Below are 17,934 nucleotides of genomic sequence, written 5' to 3' on the forward strand. Positions count from 1 at the left end.
CCCCAATTTTATGCCTTATCAGGCCTTTTCCAGCGTACACAGCAACGGATGCTCGTTCTCCCTTGCATAGTCGTTCACCATCGCTACTTTGGTTTCCGCAACCTCGGCAGTAAAGATGCCGCAGATCGCTTTGCCACGATAATGAACGGTAAGCATCAGTTGCGTTGCACGTTCAACATCATAAGAAAAGAACTTTTGTAGCACGTCAATAACAAATTCCATCGGCGTGTAATCATCGTTCATTAACATAACTTTATACATAGATGGCGGTTTTAGCGCGTCGCGCACTTTATCTTCCGCCAGCTGGTCAAAATCCAGCCAGTCGTTGGTCTTACCCATGATGCATAACCACTTTGAATCTACCTCAGATGTTAGATAACAATCATCTATTACTGTCATCCGCGATGTCTGTCACAAACTGTTGCAATAGCGTTAACTGCCTCAAATTTTGGTTGATTATTGTCCCAACTCCAGCGCCAAACGCTTGACGGCTTCTTCCGTTTCTCTAAATTGTACAAGCGTGAGTTGGCGAGGTTTTGAACAGCCCCCACTCCACCACCGGTTCATTCCATCTTAATTTATAAGATTTACGAAGGATGTCGAAGCATGGAAATGGGTACTGTTAAGTGGTTCAACAACGCCAAGGGGTTTGGCTTCATTTGCCCCGAAGGCGGCGGCGAGGATATCTTCGCTCACTATTCCACCATTCAGATGGATGGTTACAGGACGCTCAAAGCCGGGCAGTCCGTCCGGTTCGATGTACACCAGGGGCCAAAAGGCAATCACGCCAGTCTTATCGTGCCCGTTGAAGCAGAAACGGTTGCATAGCTCTCTGATTCATTGTGTACACCCCGCAGGCAAAATGCCAGCCCGATCGGCTGGCATTTTTATTTTCGGGCTATTCCCGCGCCAGCGCATCCACCGGATCCAGCCGCGCCGCGTTTCGTGCCGGCAGCCAGCCAAACAAAATGCCGGTAAAGGTGGAGCACAAAAACGCGGTGAGGATCGCCATCGGTGAGAAGCCAATCTCCCACCCCGGTAAAAAGAGCTGGAGCGCGAAGGCGATCATCATTGAGAGCGCAATCCCCATCGCGCCTCCCACCAGACACACCAGCACCGCTTCAATTAAAAATTGCTGGAGCACATCGCTGGCTCTGGCCCCGACCGCCATGCGAATGCCGATCTCCCGCGTACGTTCGGTCACCGACACCAGCATAATGTTCATCACACCTATTCCGCCGACGACCAGCGAAATCACCGCCACCAGCGTCAGGAACAGCTGAAGAGTACGTGTGGTCTTTTCCGCCGTTTTCAAGAGGCCGTCCATGTTCCAGGTGAAGAAATCCTTTTTCCCGTGGCGCAACGTCAACAGTCGCTCGAGCTGCTGTTCCGCCAGCGCGCTGTCGTAGCCCTCCTTCACGCGCACGGTAATGGAGTTAAGCCAGGACTGCCCCATAATGCGCCCGGAAATGGTGCTGTACGGCAGCCAGACGCGCAGGATCTTGCTGCTGCCAAACATGGACTGTTTCTCTTCCGCCACACCAATCACCGTGGCGGGCATGTTACCCACCAGGATCACTTCCCCCACCACACGGGTTTTATTGGGGAAAAGCTGTCTGCGCGAGTTAGCGTCTAACACCACCACCTGCGCCCTGCCCGCCAGCTGTTCCGCGTTGAAGGTCGCCCCTTCGCTGAAGGTCATGCCGTAGACGTTGAAGTAATCTCCGCTGACGCCGTTAGCGCTGGCCGCCACGTCGATGTTGCCGTAGCGCAGACGCAGGTTTTGCGACACGGCAGGCGTGGCGGAGTTCACCCACGGCTGCTTCTGAATAGCCGCCAGATCGTCGTATTTCAGCGCCTGCTGATACTGCGGCTCGTCGTCGCCAAAATCTTTGCCGGGGTAAACGTCGATGGTGTTAGTCCCGATGGCGCGAATATCCGCCAGCACCAGCTGTTTTGCCGCATCGCCCACCACCACAATCGACACCACCGAGGCAATACCGATAATGATGCCGAGCATGGTCAGCAGGGTGCGCATTTTGTTGGCCGCCATCGCCAGCCAGGCCATGGTCAGCGCTTCACGAAAGCCGCTGGAGAACTGTCCCCAGCCGGTGGACGCAGGTAAGGCTTCTTTCGCTGCCGCCGCTCTGGACTGACGTGGCGGCGGGTTGCTGACCAGCTCGCCGTCGTGGATCTCAATGATGCGTTCCGCCTGCGCTGCCACCTGCGGATCGTGGGTGACAATAATCACCGTATGCCCCTGATCGCGAAGCTGATGCAGGATCGCCATCACCTCTTCACCGGAATGGCTGTCGAGCGCGCCGGTTGGCTCATCGGCGAGGATCACCTGTCCGCCGTTCATCAGCGCGCGGGCAATACTCACGCGCTGCTGCTGACCGCCGGAAAGCTGTGAAGGCTGATAATCAACACGCTCCGCCAGCCCAAGACGCGTTAACAGCGCCTTCGCGCGTTCGAGGCGTTTTTTGCGCTCGACGCCCGCATACACCGCCGGCACTTCCACATTCTGCGCCGCGCTCAGGTGTGAAAGCAGATGGTAACGCTGGAAGATAAAGCCAAAATGCTCGCGACGCAGCTTCGCCAGCGCGTCGCCGTCCAGGGTGGAAACATCCGTCCCGGCCACGCGATAGGTGCCGCTGGTGGGCTTATCCAGACAGCCGAGAATGTTCATCAGCGTTGATTTACCCGAGCCCGATGCCCCGACAATCGCCACCATTTCGCCGGCTTCAACGCGCAGGGAGATGCCCTTCAGCACCTCCACCGGCCCGTCGCCGGACGGATAGCTGCGACGAATGTCATTCAGCTCAAGCAGCGCCGTCATTGCGCGGCTCCGGGCAGGCTTTCGCTGGTGACCACTTCCTCACCCTCTTCCAGCCCTTTTACCACCACCACATCGGTGTCGTTACGCGCGCCAATCACCACTTCACGCTCGCGGGTTTCGCCGTTGCGCAGTACTTTCACCTTATAGCGATTGTCCCCGGCGGATTCACCCAGTGCGGAGAGCGGAACCGTCAGCACGTTTTTCACGCCGGTCAGCTGGATATGCACCTGGGCGGTCATGTCCAGACGCAGCACGCCCTGCGGGTTTGGCACCTCAAAACGCGCGTAGTAGAAGATGGCGTCGTTAACCTTCTCCGGCGTCGGCAGGATATCTTTCAGCACCCCTTCATAGCGAGTTTGCGGATCGCCCAGCACCGTAAACCAGGCTTTCTGCCCCGGCTTAAGGTGAATGACGTCCGCTTCGGATACCTGGGCTTTCACCAGCATGGTGCTCATATCCGCCAGGGTCAGGATGTTCGGCGCCTGCTGCGCGGCGATGACCGTCTGGCCTTGCAGGGTGGTGATCTGCGTCACTTCCCCGGCCATTGGCGCAACGATTTGCGTGTAATCGAGGTTGGTTTTCGCCGTATCCAGCGAGGCCTGATTCCGTTTGATTTGCGCATCGATGGTGCCAATCTGCGCCTGCTTCACCGCCAGCTCCGTGGCGGCGGTGTCCAGATCCTGTTTCGAGATGGCCTGGGTTTTCGCCAGCGCCTGCTGGCGCGTCAGGGTGATCTGAGCGAGATTACGCTCCGCCTGAGCCTGCGCGCGCTGCGCGCGCAGCTCCATCAGCTTCGCTTCCACTTCGCGGATCTGGTTTTGCGCCTGCTCAGGATCGATCACCCCAAGCAGCTGGCCTTTTTTAACCTTATCGCCAATCTCAACTGACAGGGTTTTAAGCTGACCGCTGACCTGCGCGCCCACGTCAACCTTACGCAGGGCATCCAGTTTCCCCGTCGCCAGCACGTTTTGTTGCAGCTCGCCCGGACGAACAATCAGCGTTTGATACTGTGGTACCGGCGCGTTCAGTACCTTCCATAACCAGAATCCGCCTGCTAACACCACTACCGCCAGCAGCAGAAACAGCTTTCTGCGTTTTCCCTTCAGGTTCATAAATATTCCAAATAATTGTTCTGGCTATCATCACCGTTGATTTTATCTAAACCACTCCTCAACGAAACCCCCGATCCCCGTAATCGTCGGGAATTGTTTACCCGATGTTGATAAAGCGCCTGCTGAAATAGCGATATTCCACCAGAAGCAGGATCTAACATGTCTTCCATCGTCGATACACCTTATTCAACGCTGCCCCAGCCTAAATCGGGCTGGCAACTGTTTAAAAGCCTGGCATCGGGTTCCCTCACGCCGGGGCTGGCGTGGCAAAATCCGGCCTATCGACGTAAGTTTATGTTGCGCTCGCTGGCAACGCCGTTCACCACTGCGCGCCTGCTCGGAAACCTTGCAAAACAGCCCCGTCTGATGCAGATCCTGCGCGTGCAGCCCGGCCTGCCGTGCCGCCTGCACCGGCCGTGGCTGACCGTCAATATGGGCCGTCAGAATACGCTGGACGCACTGAACGATCACTATCAGTTGATGAGCCGCCATCTTCCGGCGTCGCTGCTGAACGGCTACCTCTCCAGCCAGGGCATCACGCTGGTGACGTTAACGGGCAAAGAGGAGCAACAGTTTAGCGTTCGCCTGAGCGCGGATGCGTTTCTGGACAAAGAAGGGGAAGCGACCCTCACTTTTTGCGACCACCAGAACACGGTACTGGCCGAGCTGACCTTTACGCTGTGCACATACCAGGGCAAGTCAACGCTCTTCATCGGCGGAATGCAGGGGGCGAAAGCGCATGTCCCGTACGAGCACATTCAGCTGGCGACCAAAGCCTGTCACGGACTGTTCCCAAAACGTCTGCTGGTTGAAGCGGTCATGACGCTGGCAGGCGCCTTCCCGGTCGAGCAGATCCTCGCGGTGAGTAACGCCACCCACATCTACCGCAGCTGGCGCTATCGCAAGAAAAAAGAGGGAAAATTGCTGGCTGACTATGACAGCTTCTGGCGCTCCCTTGGCGGACAGCAGCAGGATAACGGCAACTTTGCCCTGCCACTGACCATGCCACGTAAACCGATGGAAGAGATTGCGAGTAAAAAACGGTCCGAATACCGCCGCCGCTATGCCCTGCTTGATAGCCTGATCCAACAGGTTTCGCAGGCGACTGCCCGTTAATCGGCCCTCCCGCGAGCCAGCCAGAGGACGCGGGAGAACATTTTACGCAGCAGCGTGGGCACCGACTCCACGCCTCGCCTGCCCGCTTCCGTCGCGACTTCAATGGCCAAATCCGGTTTTGACGACCGTTGGATAGCTTTGGCAATCACCCGACGCATATTCATGGGCACATCCACCGGGATCATCGCCACGCGGTGAAAAACGTCGTCAAATCCCTGGCGGTACATAAAGTGCTCCATGTCCATCGCAGGCAGCGCGGTCAGATGCTCCCGCTCCTCTTCACGATCGTTATTGAGCAGGCTGCGCACGGTCGCCGCATATTTTTTACCCGCCTCATCGCCATCAACCAGCACGTGCCACTCTATCCCCATCCGGCGCGCAAATTTGATCAGCGGTTTTAAGCCAGACTGAGCAAATTCGATCACTTTGATCCCTTCGGCATCAAAGTGGTGTCCGCACTGACGAGCCAGCTCGTTTATCACCCAGGTTTCCGTTTCCCCTTCCACCAGCAACCAGCAGCGGGCAAACAGGGAAGAGGCACGGTTAAAACGGATATGAAACGCAATCCGTCGGCCATCTTCGGCATTTAACCCGCCGGGCCCGAGCCGGTAGGCGGTGACCCGCGAGGATTCACGCACCAGGCGGCAGACATACTCCACCGGCGTCAGAGAGAGCAGCTCTCCGGAATTCGTGGTGGTGACTCGCTGCAACGGCAGCAGATTCAGAAGATGCCAGGCCACGGAAAGCATAATCGGATGCAGCCGCGTTTCCGGATCTTCCACCAGCAGCAGCGGGCGCGCGTCCCGATCCAGGCGCACCGTCCCTTTCGCCTGTAAAAGCGTGGAGAATAAACCCAGCAGGATCACCCGATGCGCCCGCCCGCCGGGGCGGTCGATCATGCGGTTGATAATATCGAGATAGCGCCAGCTTCGTTGTTCATCGTGCGAGCGGCGACGCATCAGACGGTGGCGCGCCTGCCCCGTTCCCTGCTCGGAGAAGTAGTGCTCCAGCAGTTGCACCATGGCAGACAGGCCCTGACGGATCTGGCCGTCGGTGAGGTTCTGCGGCCGTGAGACCAGTTCACGGGCAAGGAAATCCAGTTCGCGGGCGGTCACCTCCACCTCGGGCATATTCGGCACGGTGCCGTTACGGATCCGCCGCATAAAGCGCGCGTCTCGTAAGCGCAGCACGGGGGAAAGGCGGATAAGATGGCGGGCAAGCTCGTCAATATTATCGAGCGGGATCGGATTCCCCTTCTCATCAAGAAATTCACGCAGGGTTAATACCCCGTCGTTTTGCGCCATTTCGCCCTCAAGGCGATAGAAAATACGCTGGAAACCATCTTCACAGGGTACCCAGCAGGGCGACATAGGGCGAAAACGACGCACGCGATGGCGACCGGGCTCGGATTCGCGGAAGGTCAGAATGATATGCAGGTGTTTCTCGCGTCCGTTGACATCCCCCGGCGGAAACCAGAAGTCATCATGAACGAAGTGGTACAATTTCTCTTCGGGCGAAAGCAGCAGCGTCAGGGCATCCAGCAGGCTGGATTTACCCCAGGCATTTTCGCCTATCAGGACGTTGTTCTGTTCCAGTTGCAGCGACAGGCGGTTAATCCCGCGAAACCCGACAATCTCCACACGTTCGAGTAGCATACATCCCCCGCAATTCGGCCACTTTTTCCTTCAAGTTATCAGCAGTATAGCGGCAGGCTGTGGGTCACGACAGCAGAATATACGCCCCCTTAATTATTGGGCTATGCTCTTATTACCTCCGATCTGAACAAGGATTGACATCACATTGCCTTAAATCAAATTTAGTGAATTTATTTGAGTGGCGAAGGGATGTTGATGGTTTCAAAATACTGGCTCTTTGAGTCGTCATCCCTTTATGGCGATATAACCCGCGCGCAGGAATGGGCGTGGACGTTGATTATTGAGGTGGTTATGTTCAGAAAATTAGCGGCAGAATGCTTTGGTACATTCTGGCTGGTGTTTGGTGGCTGCGGTAGCGCAGTACTGGCAGCCGCATTTCCGGAATTAGGTATTGGCTTTGTCGGCGTCGCGCTGGCATTCGGTTTAACCGTATTAACCATGGCATTCGCCGTGGGGCATATTTCCGGCGGTCATTTCAACCCGGCCGTCACATTAGGATTATGGGCGGGCGGACGTTTCCCGGCGAAAGATATTATTGGCTATATTATTGCCCAGGTTATCGGCGGTATTATTGCCGCGGCGGTGCTGTACGTAATTGCCAGCGGAAAAGCCGGGTTTGACGCCGCGGCCAGCGGTTTTGCTTCGAACGGCTTCGGCGAACACTCTCCAGGCGGCTACTCGATGCTGTCTGCCATCGTGATTGAAATTGTGCTCACCGCAGGTTTCCTGTTGGTGATCCACGGCGCAACGGACAAATACGCGCCTGCGGGCTTTGCCCCCATCGCTATTGGTCTGGCGCTGACGCTGATCCACCTCATCTCCATCCCGGTGACTAACACCTCCGTTAACCCGGCGCGCAGCACCGCGGTGGCTATTTTCCAGGGCGGCTGGGCGCTTGAACAGCTGTGGCTGTTCTGGGTGATGCCTATTATCGGCGGTATTCTGGGCGGCGTGCTGTATCGCACCCTGCTGGAAAAACGCGATTAATTAAGTGCGGTCTGTAATGTCGGGTGGCGCTAAAGCTTACCCGACCTACGTTAGTGTGCACTTTGTAGGCCGGGTAAGGCACAGCCGCCACCCGGCTTTTTTTGTAGCTTTACCTCACAGCCTTTATTGGGTAGTGTCTCTGGCGCTTAACTGATACTCAAAAGGACCGGCTGTTCATGTTCTCAGGACTCCTCATCATTCTTCTGCCCCTGATTGTGGGCTACCTTATTCCGCTGCGTCATGAATCGGCCTTAAAGCTTATTAATCGTTTTCTCAGCTGGATTGTTTACGTCATTCTGTTCTTTATGGGGATCAGCCTGGCCTTCCTGGATAATCTGGCGACGAACTTGCTTTCCATCCTGCATTATTCTGCGGTTACGGTAGTGGTTATTCTGCTATGCAATATTGCTGCGCTGTTCTGGCTGGAGCGCACTATTCCCTGGAAAAATCACCACCATCAGGAAAAGCTCCCCTCCCGTATTGCGATGGCACTGGAATCATTAAAACTGTGCGGCGTGGTGGTACTCGGCTTTTTACTGGGGCTGACCGGCTGGGCATTTTTACAGCACGCAACGGAAGCCAGCGAATATACGCTTATTTTCCTGCTCTTCCTGATTGGTATTCAGCTGCGAAATAATGGCATGACGCTGAAACAGATTGTCCTTAACCGCCGGGGCATGATGGTTGCCGTTATCGTTGTGGCCAGCTCACTGGCGGGGGGAGTGATTAACGCCTTTATTCTCGATCTGCCGCTAAAAACCAGCCTGGCGATGGCGTCCGGTTTCGGCTGGTATTCGCTCTCCGGTATTCTGCTGACCGAATCGTTTGGTCCGGTGATCGGCAGCGCCGCCTTCTTTAACGATCTGGCGCGCGAGCTGATAGCCATCATGCTGATCCCCGGCCTGGTACGCCGCAGCCGCTCTACCGCGCTGGGCCTGTGCGGGGCCACCTCAATGGACTTTACCCTGCCGGTGTTACAGCGCTCGGGAGGGCTGGAGATGGTCCCTGCCGCCATCGTACACGGCTTTATTCTGAGCCTGCTGGTCCCCATCCTGATGGCGTTCTTCTCAGCCTGATACTGCTTTGGCGGTAGTGAACCTGCCGCCAAAATTGCGCTAAATCAATAACCCTCCACTTAGTATAAGAAAGCACTTTTCTCTGTTGTGGCACAGGCATAACCTTAAACATGTATCTAAAATATAACTTTAACAGGTGTGATTATGTTTTGTGTGCAATGTGAACAAACCATCCGTACCCCGGCAGGCAACGGCTGCTCTTACGCGCAGGGTATGTGCGGCAAAACCGCAGAAACGTCCGATCTCCAGGATCTGCTGATTGCGGCGCTGCAAGGCTTGTCCGCCTGGGCCTTCAAAGCCCGTGAATATGGCATTGTCGATCACTATGTCGACAGCTTTGCGCCGCGCGCATTTTTCTCCACGCTGACCAACGTTAACTTCGATTCTCCACGCATTGTGGGCTATGCCCGCGAAGCGATTGCCCTGCGTGAAGCCCTGAAAGCGCAGTGCCTGAAAGCCGACGCCAGCGCCCGCGTGGACAACCCGATGGCGGAGCTACAACTGGTGAGCGACGACCTGGGCGAGCTACAGCGTCAGGCCGCCGAATTTACTCCCAATAAAGACAAAGCGGCGATTGGCGAAAACATCCTCGGCCTGCGCCTGCTGTGCCTGTACGGTCTGAAAGGTGCTGCGGCCTATATGGAGCACGCGCACGTACTCGGCCAGTACGACAACGCTATTTACGCCCAGTACCACAAAATCATGGCCTGGCTGGGCACCTGGCCTTCCGATATGAACGCCCTGCTGGAATGCTCGATGGAAATCGGCCAGATGAACTTCAAAGTGATGAGCATTCTGGATGCCGGTGAAACCAGCACCTATGGCCACCCAACGCCGACGCAGGTCAACGTCAAAGCGACCGAAGGCAAATGCATCCTGATCTCCGGCCATGACCTGAAAGATCTCTACAACCTGCTGAAGCAGACCGAAGGCACCGGCGTTAACGTTTATACCCACGGCGAAATGCTGCCCGCGCACGGCTACCCGGAACTGCGTAAGTTCAAACATCTGGTGGGTAACTACGGCAGCGGCTGGCAGAACCAGCAGGTGGAGTTTGCCCGCTTCCCTGGCCCAATCGTCATGACCTCTAACTGCATCATCGACCCGACCGTCGGCGCGTATGACGACCGTATCTGGACCCGCAGCATCGTCGGCTGGCCGGGCGTGAGCCACCTTGAAGGCGACGATTTCGGTCCGGTTATCGCTCAGGCGCAGCAGATGGCGGGCTTCCCGTACAGCGAAATCCCGCACCTCATCACCGTCGGTTTTGGCCGTGAAACCCTGCTGGGCGCGGCGGATTCCCTGATTGACCTCGTCAGCCGTGAAAAACTGCGTCACATCTTCCTGATCGGCGGCTGTGACGGCGCGCGCGGGGAACGTAACTACTTCACCGATTTCGCCACCCGCGTACCGGAAGACTGCCTGATCCTGACCCTGGCCTGCGGTAAGTACCGTTTCAACAAGCTGGACTTCGGCAACATCGAAGGTCTGCCGCGCCTGGTGGATGCGGGTCAGTGTAACGATGCGTATTCAGCCATCATTCTGGCGGTCACGCTGGCAGAGAAACTGGGCTGCGGCGTGAACGATCTGCCGCTGTCGCTGGTGCTCTCCTGGTTCGAGCAGAAAGCGATCGTTATCCTGTTGACCCTGCTCTCGCTCGGCGTGACCAACATCGTCACCGGGCCGACCGCGCCAGGCTTCCTGACGCCGGACCTGCTGGCCATCCTGAACGAGAAATTTGGTCTGCGTTCCGTGACCAACGTTGAAGATGATATGAAGCAACTGCTGAGCGCGTAAGGAGTAACTCATGACCATGCCAACCTCACAATGTCCGTGGCGGATGCAGGTTCATCACATCCATCAGGAGACGCCGGATGTGTGGACGCTGTCGCTGCTGTGCCATGACTACTACCCGTACCGCGCGGGCCAGTATGCGCTGGTGAGCGTGCGTAATTCTGCGGATACCCTGCGCGCCTACACCCTCTCCTCCACGCCGGGCGTGAGCGAATACATTACGCTCACCGTTCGTCGTATTGATGACGGCGCAGGATCCGAGTGGCTGACCCGGGACGTGAAGCGCGGGGATTACATCTGGTTGTCTGACGCGCAGGGCGAGTTTACCTGTGACGACAAGACGGAAGATAAATTCCTGCTGCTGGCGGCGGGCTGTGGCGTGACGCCGATTATGTCGATGCGTCGCTGGCTGGCGAAATACCGACCTCAGGCCGACGTGCAGGTGATTTTCAGCGTGCGTTCCCCGGAAGATGTGATTTTTGCCGAAGAATGGCGCAACTATCCGGTGACGCTGGTCGCGGAAAACAATGCCACGCATGGCTTTGTCGCGGGGCGCCTGAGCCGCGAGCTGCTGCAAAGCGTGCCGGATATTGCGAACCGCACCGTGATGACCTGCGGCCCGGCGCCGTACATGGAGATCGTGGAGAAAGAAGTGAAAGCGCTCGGCGTGACCCGCTTCTTCAAAGAGCAGTTCTTCACGCCTGTAGCGGAAGCGGCGACCAGCGGGATGAAGTTCACGAAGCTGCAACCTGCGCAGACCTTCTTTGGGCGCGTGGGCACCACGCTGCTTGAAGCGCTGGAAAGCAACAACGTACCGGTGGCGGCGGCCTGTCGCGCCGGGGTGTGCGGTTGCTGTAAGACCAAAGTGGTTTCCGGTGAGTACACGGTCACCAGCACCATGACGCTAACCGACGCAGAAATTGCAGAGGGCTATGTGCTGGCATGTTCGTGCCATCCGCAAGGCGATCTTGTGCTCGCATAATCTTTCGCGGTTCACCTGTAGGCCCGGTAAGCATCAACGCCACCGGGCTTTTTTGTCTGTGCAGGCCAGCGCATTTGCCTTTGGAACTCCTGTAGGCCCGGTAAGCGTCAGCGCCACCGGGCTTTTTGCCCGTGCAGGCCAGCGCATTTGCCTTTGGAACCCTGTAGGCCCGGCAAGCGTCAGCGCCACCGGGCTTTTTGCCCGTGCAGGCCAGCGCATTTGCCTTTGGAACCCTGTAGGCCCGGTAAGCGTCAGCGCCACCGGGCTTTTTGCCCGTGCAGGCCAGCGCATTTGCCTTTGGAACCCCTGTAGGCCCGGTAAGCGTCAGCGCCACCGGGCTTTTTGCCGGGTGGCACTACGTTTACCCGGCCTACATTGTGCCTACGGCCTGTACGGCAGTGAACCGTGACTAAAGGCATGAGCAAATCAGGCAAGATTTCTAAGCTGCCTGCACGGCAGTGAACTCCTTCTTGCGCACTTCGCCTTCAAAGCTCAGTTTCTAAGCTGCCTGCACGGCAGTGAACAGAGCAGTGGCGTGCACGAATCATCGACCACTTTTCTAAGCTGCCTGCACGGCAGTGAACGTCGGCGGTGGCGCTTCTCTGTTTGCGGTTCCTTTCTAAGCTGCCTGCACGGCAGTGAACGTTTGTGCCGTGACTATGCTCGAAAATAAAAGATTTCTAAGCTGCCTGCACGGCAGTGAACTTCCATCAGTTAATCATCTCAATAGTTTGTGAGTTTCTAAGCTGCCTGCACGGCAGTGAACTGAAACAATCTACACCTATCCCTTTGTCTGATAAACCAATACCTCAAAAACTTCCTCCAGACCCTTTTTTATTCCCCTTCAGCCCAACCATATAAAATCAACAACTTATGCATCATCAGGAAAAAAGGGTCTGCAAACCCGCTTCCGCCCGCCCCAACCTCAGCCCGCTGGCGGCGCGTCGCGCAGAAAAACCACCTGTACTTAAAGAGTACTGAGCAGGCAATACAGCGACTTTCTTCTAAGCTTGTAAGCGATATCACAAAAAGGAGACGGACAACCATGAAACAAACCGTGGCTGCATACATAGCGAAAACCCTTGAGCAGGCTGGCGTAAAGCGTATCTGGGGCGTCACTGGCGACTCTCTGAACGGACTCAGCGATAGCCTTAACAAGATGAAGACCATTGAGTGGATGCCCACCCGCCATGAAGAGGTCGCCGCCTTTGCCGCCGGTGCCGAAGCGCAGCTTACGGGTGAACTCGCCGTCTGTGCGGGTTCCTGCGGACCGGGAAACCTGCACCTCATCAACGGTCTGTTCGACTGTCACCGCAACCATGTTCCGGTGCTGGCGATTGCGGCTCACATTCCGTCATCTGAAATCGGTAGCGGCTATTTTCAGGAGACGCATCCGCAGGAGCTGTTCCGTGAATGCAGCCACTATTGCGAGCTGGTCTCATCGCCGGAGCAGATCCCACAGGTGCTGGCGATAGCCATGCGTAAGGCGATCCTGAATCGCGGGGTTTCGGTGGTTGTGCTGCCGGGGGACGTGGCGCTGAAGGCCGCACCTGAAACCGCCACCACCCACTGGTACTCTGCGCCCCAGCCAACCATTACCCCTGCCGAAGAAGAGCTGAAAAAGCTGGCACAGCTGCTGCGATACTCCAGCAATATCGCCCTGATGTGCGGCAGCGGCTGCGCCGGCGCGCATAAAGAGCTGGTGGAATTTGCCGGCAAGCTGAAGGCGCCTATTGTGCATGCCCTGCGCGGGAAAGAGCACGTTGAATACGATAATCCGTACGATGTCGGCATGACCGGGCTGATCGGTTTTTCCAGCGGCTTCCACACCATGATGAACGCCGACACGCTGATACTGCTCGGCACCCAGTTCCCGTACCGCGCGTTCTACCCGACGGATGCCAAAATTATCCAGATCGACATTAATCCCGGCAGCATCGGCGCGCACAGCAAGGTGGATATGGCGCTTATCGGCGATATCAAATCCACTCTCGCCGCCCTGCTGCCGCTGCTGGAAGAAAAAACGGACCGCAAATTCCTCGATAAAGCCCTGAGCGACTATCGCGATGCGCGCAAGGGACTGGACGATCTCGCCAAACCGAGCGAAAAAGCGATCCACCCGCAGTATCTGGCGCAGCAGATCAGCCACTTCGCCGACGACGATGCCATCTTCACCTGCGACGTAGGAACGCCCACCGTCTGGGCCGCGCGCTATCTGAAAATGAACGGCAAACGTCGCCTGCTTGGGTCGTTCAACCATGGCTCAATGGCCAACGCCATGCCGCAGGCGCTGGGCGCAAAGGCGACGGCACCGGAACGTCAGGTGGTGGCGATGTGCGGCGACGGCGGGTTCAGCATGCTGATGGGGGATTTCCTGTCGGTGGCGCAGATGAAGCTTCCGCTGAAAATCGTGGTCTTTAACAACAGCGTGCTGGGCTTCGTGGCGATGGAGATGAAGGCCGGAGGCTACCTCACGGACGGCACCGAACTGCACGACACCAACTTCGCCCGCATCGCCGAAGCCTGCGGTATCACCGGTATTCGGGTGGAGAAAGCCTCAGAGGTGGACGACGCCCTGCAACGCGCCTTCGCCATCGACGGCCCGGTGCTGGTGGATGTGGTGGTCGCGAAAGAAGAGCTGGCGATCCCGCCTCAAATCAAGCTGGAACAGGCCAAAGGTTTTAGCCTCTACATGCTGCGCGCCATCATCAGCGGGCGCGGTGACGAAGTGATCGAACTGGCAAAAACCAACTGGCTCAGGTAAAACATTTCACAAGACCTCTTAAATTAAAGGGATGTGAAATGATTGATTTACGTAGTGATACCGTTACCCGTCCGGGCCGCGCCATGCTCGAAGAGATGATGGCCGCCCCGGTCGGGGACGACGTCTACGGCGATGACCCGACGGTCAACGAACTCCAGCGCTATGCGGCAGAGCTGAGCGGTAAAGAGGCTGCCCTGTTCCTGCCCACCGGCACGCAGGCTAACCTGGTGGCGCTGCTCAGCCACTGCGAGCGCGGCGAAGAGTATATCGTCGGCCAGGGGGCGCATAACTACCTGTACGAAGCTGGCGGTGCGGCGGTGCTTGGCAGCATCCAGCCGCAGCCGATTGACGCCGCGCCGGACGGTACGCTGCCGCTGGACAAGGTCGCGGCGAAAATCAAAGCCGATGATATTCACTTCGCCCGCACTAAACTGCTGAGCCTCGAAAACACCCATAACGGTAAAGTCCTGCCGCGCGAATACCTGAAAGCGGCATGGGACTTTACCCGTGAGCGCAAGCTCGGCCTGCACGTTGACGGCGCACGTATCTTCAACGCCGTGGTGGAGTACGGCTGCGAGCTGAAAGAGATCACCCAATATTGCGACTCGTTCACCATTTGCCTCTCTAAAGGGCTGGGTACGCCGGTAGGTTCCCTGCTGGTTGGCAGCGCGGACTACATCAGGCGCGCCAACCGCTGGCGCAAAATGACCGGCGGCGGGATGCGTCAGGCGGGTATTCTGGCGGCTGCCGGACTGTACGCCCTGAAAAATAACGTGTCACGCCTGAAAGACGATCACGACAATGCGGCGTGGATGGCAGCCCAGCTACGTGAAATCGGCGCTGATGTCATGCGTCACGACACCAACATGCTGTTTGTCCGCGTCGGCGATGAGCATGCTGCCGCGCTGGGCGACTTTATGAAAGCCCGTGGCGTGCTGATTAACGCCTCCCCGGTCGTGCGTCTGGTGATGCATCTTGACGTTAACCGCGAGCAGTTGACTGAGGTGGTGGAACACTGGCAGGCATTTTTACAGCGTTAAGGAGCATACCGTGCCGCAACGTATTCTGGTGCTCGGCGCCAGCGGGTATATCGGTCAGCATCTGACCACTGCGTTAAGCCAGCAGGGGCACCAGGTGCTGGCAGCGGCACGCAACACGGAACGCCTGCAAAAGCTACATTTGCCTGGCGTGACGTGTCACAACGTTGACCTTAACTGGCCGAAAGCGCTTCCTGCGCTGCTGGAAGGGGTCGATACGCTTTACTACCTTGTCCACAGCATGGGCGAAGGCGGCGATTTTATCGCCCACGAGCGTCAGGTGGCGATGAACGTCCGCGATGCCCTGCTGCAAACCCCGGTTAAGCAGGTGATTTTTTTAAGCTCGCTCCAGGCGCCTGAACACGAGCAGTCCGACCATCTGCGCGCCCGCCAGCTGACGGCGGACACGCTTCGCGGGGCGAATATACCTGTCACCGAACTGCGTGCCGGGATCATCGTTGGCGCGGGTTCCGCCGCATTCGAAGTGATGCGCGATATGGTCTACAACCTGCCTGTGCTGACGCCGCCGCGCTGGGTACGCTCACGCACCACGCCCATTGCGCTGGAGAATTTACTCCACTATCTGGTGGCATTGCTGGATCACCCGGCGGAGCAGCATCGCGTGCTGGAGGCGGCAGGCCCGGAAGTGCTGAGCTATCAGGCGCAGTTCGAACATTTTATGCGGGTGAGCGGCCGCCGCCGCTGGCTGATCCCCATCCCCTTCCCGACCCGCTGGATATCGGTGTGGTTTTTGAATGTGATTACCTCCGTGCCGCCGACGACCGCCAAAGCGCTGATCCAGGGGCTGAAGCACGATCTGCTGGCGGACGATCGCGCGCTGCGCGCCTTAATCCCTCAGGAATTGATCCGCTTTGACGACGCGGTGCGCAATACGCTGAAAGAGGAAGAGAAGCTGGTGAACTCCAGCGACTGGGGCTACGACGCGCATGCGTTTGCCCGCTGGCGGCCCGAGTACGGCTATTATCCGAAACAGGCGGGCTGTACGGTAAAAACCTCTGCCAGCCTGGCAGCGCTGTGGGAAGTGGTGAACCAGATCGGCGGCAAAGAGCGCTATTTTTTCGGCAATGTTCTCTGGCAAACGCGTGGCGCGCTGGATCTGCTGGTCGGTCACCGGCTGGCAAAAGGCCGCCCTGCCCATCCCTGGCTGAAGGTGGGCGATACCGTCGACAGCTGGAAGGTGATTATCGTTGAGTCGGAAAAACAGCTGGCGCTGCTGTTTGGCATGAAGGCGCCGGGGCTGGGGCGGCTCTGCTTCACCCTGAAGGACAACGGCGACCATCGTGAACTGGACGTTCGGGCATGGTGGCATCCGCACGGAATGCCGGGGCTGTTTTACTGGTTGCTGATGATCCCGGCACACCTGTTTATCTTTCGCGGAATGGCGAAACGGATAGCGCAACTGGCAGAACAAAAGCAGGAAGGTAACTAAATAAAACGCTTTTTCTTTCACCTTTCCCATTGCAACACATCGTAATTCACGAAAGAATGCGCACGAAATTCTTTTCAACACAGTGGATTGATATGAAGGTACTGGTTACCGGGGCGACCAGCGGCTTAGGCCGAAATGCGGTCGAGTTTCTGCGCAACAAAGGCATCAGCGTGAGGGCCACCGGTCGCAATGAGGCGATGGGTAAGCTCCTGCAAAAAATGGGCGCTGAATTTGTCCATGCCGATCTGACGGAGCTGGTCTCCTCTCAGGCCAAGGTGATGCTCGCCGGTATCGATACGCTGTGGCACTGCTCCAGTTTTACCTCTCCGTGGGGTACCCAGGAAGCCTTTGATCTCGCTAACGTGCGCGCCACGCGTCGTCTGGGCGAATGGGCCGTCGCCTGGGGCGTGCGTAACTTTATTCATATCTCCTCCCCGTCGCTCTATTTCGACTATCACCACCATCGTGATATTCAGGAAGATTTCCGCCCGGCGCGCTTCGCCTGTGAGTTTGCCCGCAGTAAAGCGGCGGGCGAAGAGGTGATCGACCTGCTGGCCCAGTCAAACCCGCACACCCGCTTTACCGTGCTGCGTCCGCAGAGCCTGTTTGGGCCGCACGACAAAGTCTTTATCCCGCGACTGGCCCAGATGATGCACCACTACGGCAGCGTGCTGTTACCGCGCGGCGGCGATGCGCTGGTGGACATGACCTATTACGAAAATGCCGTTCACGCCATGTGGCTGGCGAGCCAGCCGGAATGCGATAAGCTGGTGTCGGGGCGCGCTTATAACATCACCAACGGCGAGCCCTGTACCCTGCGCAGCATTGTGCAAAGGCTGATTGACGAGTTAAAAATCGACTGCCGGATCCGTTCCGTTCCCTACCCGATGCTGGACATGATTGCCCGCAGCATGGAGCGTTTTGGCAGTAAATCGGCGAAAGAGCCTGCGCTGACGCATTACGGTGTGTCGAAGCTCAACTTTGATTTTACGCTGGATATTTCGCGGGCGGAGAACGAGCTGGGGTATAAACCGATTGTATCGCTGGATGAAGGGATAGTGCGTACGGCGGCGTGGTTACGGGATCACGGGAAGTTGCACCGGTAAGCGTTCCAGCCTCATG

Annotated in this window: 14 protein-coding genes and 1 CRISPR repeat array; of the genes, 10 read left to right on the forward strand and 4 right to left on the reverse strand. The window is 57.4% G+C overall.

Translation table 11 applies throughout. The annotated features are described in order from the left end of the window. Positions 1 to 18: 18 nt before the first annotated feature. A complete protein-coding gene (clpS, locus tag RHN82_RS02250) occupies positions 19 to 339 on the reverse strand; it encodes an ATP-dependent Clp protease adapter ClpS (protein WP_006174393.1) in 321 nt (106 codons plus the stop codon). A 267-nt stretch (positions 340 to 606) separates the two neighbouring features. Here clpS and cspD point away from each other — a divergent pair, with 267 nt between their 5' ends. Then, entirely contained in the window at positions 607 to 828 is a 222-nt protein-coding gene (gene cspD / locus RHN82_RS02255) for a cold shock-like protein CspD (protein ID WP_006809408.1), read from the forward strand. 70 nt (positions 829 to 898) lie between these two features. Here the strand turns inward: cspD and macB are convergent, their stop codons facing one another. Together macB and macA are read right to left on the reverse strand one after the other, a co-directional pair. Continuing rightward, the gene (macB, locus tag RHN82_RS02260; protein ID WP_022650715.1) at positions 899 to 2,839 is read right to left on the reverse strand and encodes a macrolide ABC transporter ATP-binding protein/permease MacB; all 1,941 of its coding nucleotides are present in this window, start codon (positions 2,837 to 2,839) and stop codon (positions 899 to 901) included. Next, entirely contained in the window at positions 2,836 to 3,951 is a 1,116-nt protein-coding gene (gene macA, locus RHN82_RS02265; RefSeq protein ID WP_047052327.1) for a macrolide transporter subunit MacA, read from the reverse strand. Before macA ends, macB begins: the two co-directional genes overlap by 4 nt. Positions 3,952 to 4,110: 159 nt before the next feature. On the opposite strand from macA, the gene RHN82_RS02270 reads away from it, so the two are divergent. Next, complete coding sequence (locus RHN82_RS02270; RefSeq protein ID WP_047052326.1) at positions 4,111 to 5,067, forward strand: VirK/YbjX family protein; 957 nt, start codon at positions 4,111 to 4,113, stop codon at positions 5,065 to 5,067. Here RHN82_RS02270 and RHN82_RS02275 read toward each other — a convergent pair. Then, a complete protein-coding gene (locus RHN82_RS02275; RefSeq protein ID WP_047052323.1) occupies positions 5,064 to 6,722 on the reverse strand; it encodes an ATP-dependent endonuclease in 1,659 nt (552 codons plus the stop codon). The genes RHN82_RS02270 and RHN82_RS02275 overlap by 4 nt on opposite strands. A 291-nt stretch (positions 6,723 to 7,013) precedes the next feature. On the opposite strand from RHN82_RS02275, the gene aqpZ reads away from it, so the two are divergent. The 8 genes from aqpZ (at position 7,014) to RHN82_RS02315 (ending at position 17,918) form a co-directional block, all read left to right on the forward strand. Next, the gene (gene aqpZ, locus RHN82_RS02280; protein ID WP_026080729.1) at positions 7,014 to 7,709 is read left to right on the forward strand and encodes an aquaporin Z; all 696 of its coding nucleotides are present in this window, start codon (positions 7,014 to 7,016) and stop codon (positions 7,707 to 7,709) included. A gap of 176 nt (positions 7,710 to 7,885) precedes the next feature. After that, the gene (locus RHN82_RS02285; RefSeq protein WP_015570988.1) at positions 7,886 to 8,785 is read left to right on the forward strand and encodes a lysine exporter LysO family protein; all 900 of its coding nucleotides are present in this window, start codon (positions 7,886 to 7,888) and stop codon (positions 8,783 to 8,785) included. 144 nt (positions 8,786 to 8,929) lie between these two features. Continuing rightward, a complete protein-coding gene (hcp, locus tag RHN82_RS02290) occupies positions 8,930 to 10,582 on the forward strand; it encodes a hydroxylamine reductase (protein WP_047052322.1) in 1,653 nt (550 codons plus the stop codon). 10 nt (positions 10,583 to 10,592) lie between these two features. Then, the gene (hcr, locus tag RHN82_RS02295) at positions 10,593 to 11,561 is read left to right on the forward strand and encodes an NADH oxidoreductase (RefSeq protein WP_047052320.1); all 969 of its coding nucleotides are present in this window, start codon (positions 10,593 to 10,595) and stop codon (positions 11,559 to 11,561) included. A 436-nt stretch (positions 11,562 to 11,997) separates the two neighbouring features. Next, positions 11,998 to 12,327: direct repeats of the CRISPR family, unit length 28 nt; unit sequence TTTCTAAGCTGCCTGCACGGCAGTGAAC. Between the two features lie 279 nt (positions 12,328 to 12,606). Next, on the forward strand, positions 12,607 to 14,325 hold the full coding sequence (gene poxB / locus RHN82_RS02300; protein ID WP_047051804.1) for a ubiquinone-dependent pyruvate dehydrogenase: 1,719 nt from the start codon (positions 12,607 to 12,609) through the stop codon (positions 14,323 to 14,325). A gap of 38 nt (positions 14,326 to 14,363) precedes the next feature. Further along, the gene (gene ltaE, locus RHN82_RS02305; RefSeq protein ID WP_047051803.1) at positions 14,364 to 15,365 is read left to right on the forward strand and encodes a low-specificity L-threonine aldolase; all 1,002 of its coding nucleotides are present in this window, start codon (positions 14,364 to 14,366) and stop codon (positions 15,363 to 15,365) included. Positions 15,366 to 15,375: 10 nt separating this feature from the next. Then, complete coding sequence (locus RHN82_RS02310) at positions 15,376 to 16,812, forward strand: SDR family oxidoreductase (protein ID WP_047051802.1); 1,437 nt, start codon at positions 15,376 to 15,378, stop codon at positions 16,810 to 16,812. A 92-nt stretch (positions 16,813 to 16,904) separates the two neighbouring features. Continuing rightward, positions 16,905 to 17,918: an NAD(P)-dependent oxidoreductase gene (locus tag RHN82_RS02315; RefSeq protein WP_017384852.1), complete on the forward strand. Its 1,014-nt coding sequence runs from the start codon at positions 16,905 to 16,907 to the stop codon at positions 17,916 to 17,918. The last annotated feature ends 16 nt before the right edge of the window (positions 17,919 to 17,934 follow it).

The organism is Enterobacter cloacae complex sp. EB5, assembly GCF_031432835.1.
Lineage (GTDB): Bacteria > Pseudomonadota > Gammaproteobacteria > Enterobacterales > Enterobacteriaceae > Enterobacter > Enterobacter hormaechei_C.

Bases quoted from the DNA above. Each gene is read 5' to 3' on its own strand.
- poxB (WP_047051804.1), top strand. From the start codon at position 12,607: ATGAAACAAACCGTGGCTGCATACATAGCGAAAACCCTTGAGCAGGCT.
- hcr (WP_047052320.1), top strand. From the start codon at position 10,593: ATGACCATGCCAACCTCACAATGTCCGTGGCGGATGCAGGTTCATCAC.
- RHN82_RS02275 (WP_047052323.1), bottom strand. From the start codon at position 6,722: ATGCTACTCGAACGTGTGGAGATTGTCGGGTTTCGCGGGATTAACCGC.
- macA (WP_047052327.1), bottom strand. From the start codon at position 3,951: ATGAACCTGAAGGGAAAACGCAGAAAGCTGTTTCTGCTGCTGGCGGTA.
- RHN82_RS02315 (WP_017384852.1), top strand. From the start codon at position 16,905: ATGAAGGTACTGGTTACCGGGGCGACCAGCGGCTTAGGCCGAAATGCG.
- ltaE (WP_047051803.1), top strand. From the start codon at position 14,364: ATGATTGATTTACGTAGTGATACCGTTACCCGTCCGGGCCGCGCCATG.
- RHN82_RS02285 (WP_015570988.1), top strand. From the start codon at position 7,886: ATGTTCTCAGGACTCCTCATCATTCTTCTGCCCCTGATTGTGGGCTAC.
- clpS (WP_006174393.1), bottom strand. From the start codon at position 339: ATGGGTAAGACCAACGACTGGCTGGATTTTGACCAGCTGGCGGAAGAT.
- cspD (WP_006809408.1), top strand. From the start codon at position 607: ATGGAAATGGGTACTGTTAAGTGGTTCAACAACGCCAAGGGGTTTGGC.
- hcp (WP_047052322.1), top strand. From the start codon at position 8,930: ATGTTTTGTGTGCAATGTGAACAAACCATCCGTACCCCGGCAGGCAAC.
- aqpZ (WP_026080729.1), top strand. From the start codon at position 7,014: ATGTTCAGAAAATTAGCGGCAGAATGCTTTGGTACATTCTGGCTGGTG.
- RHN82_RS02270 (WP_047052326.1), top strand. From the start codon at position 4,111: ATGTCTTCCATCGTCGATACACCTTATTCAACGCTGCCCCAGCCTAAA.
- macB (WP_022650715.1), bottom strand. From the start codon at position 2,839: ATGACGGCGCTGCTTGAGCTGAATGACATTCGTCGCAGCTATCCGTCC.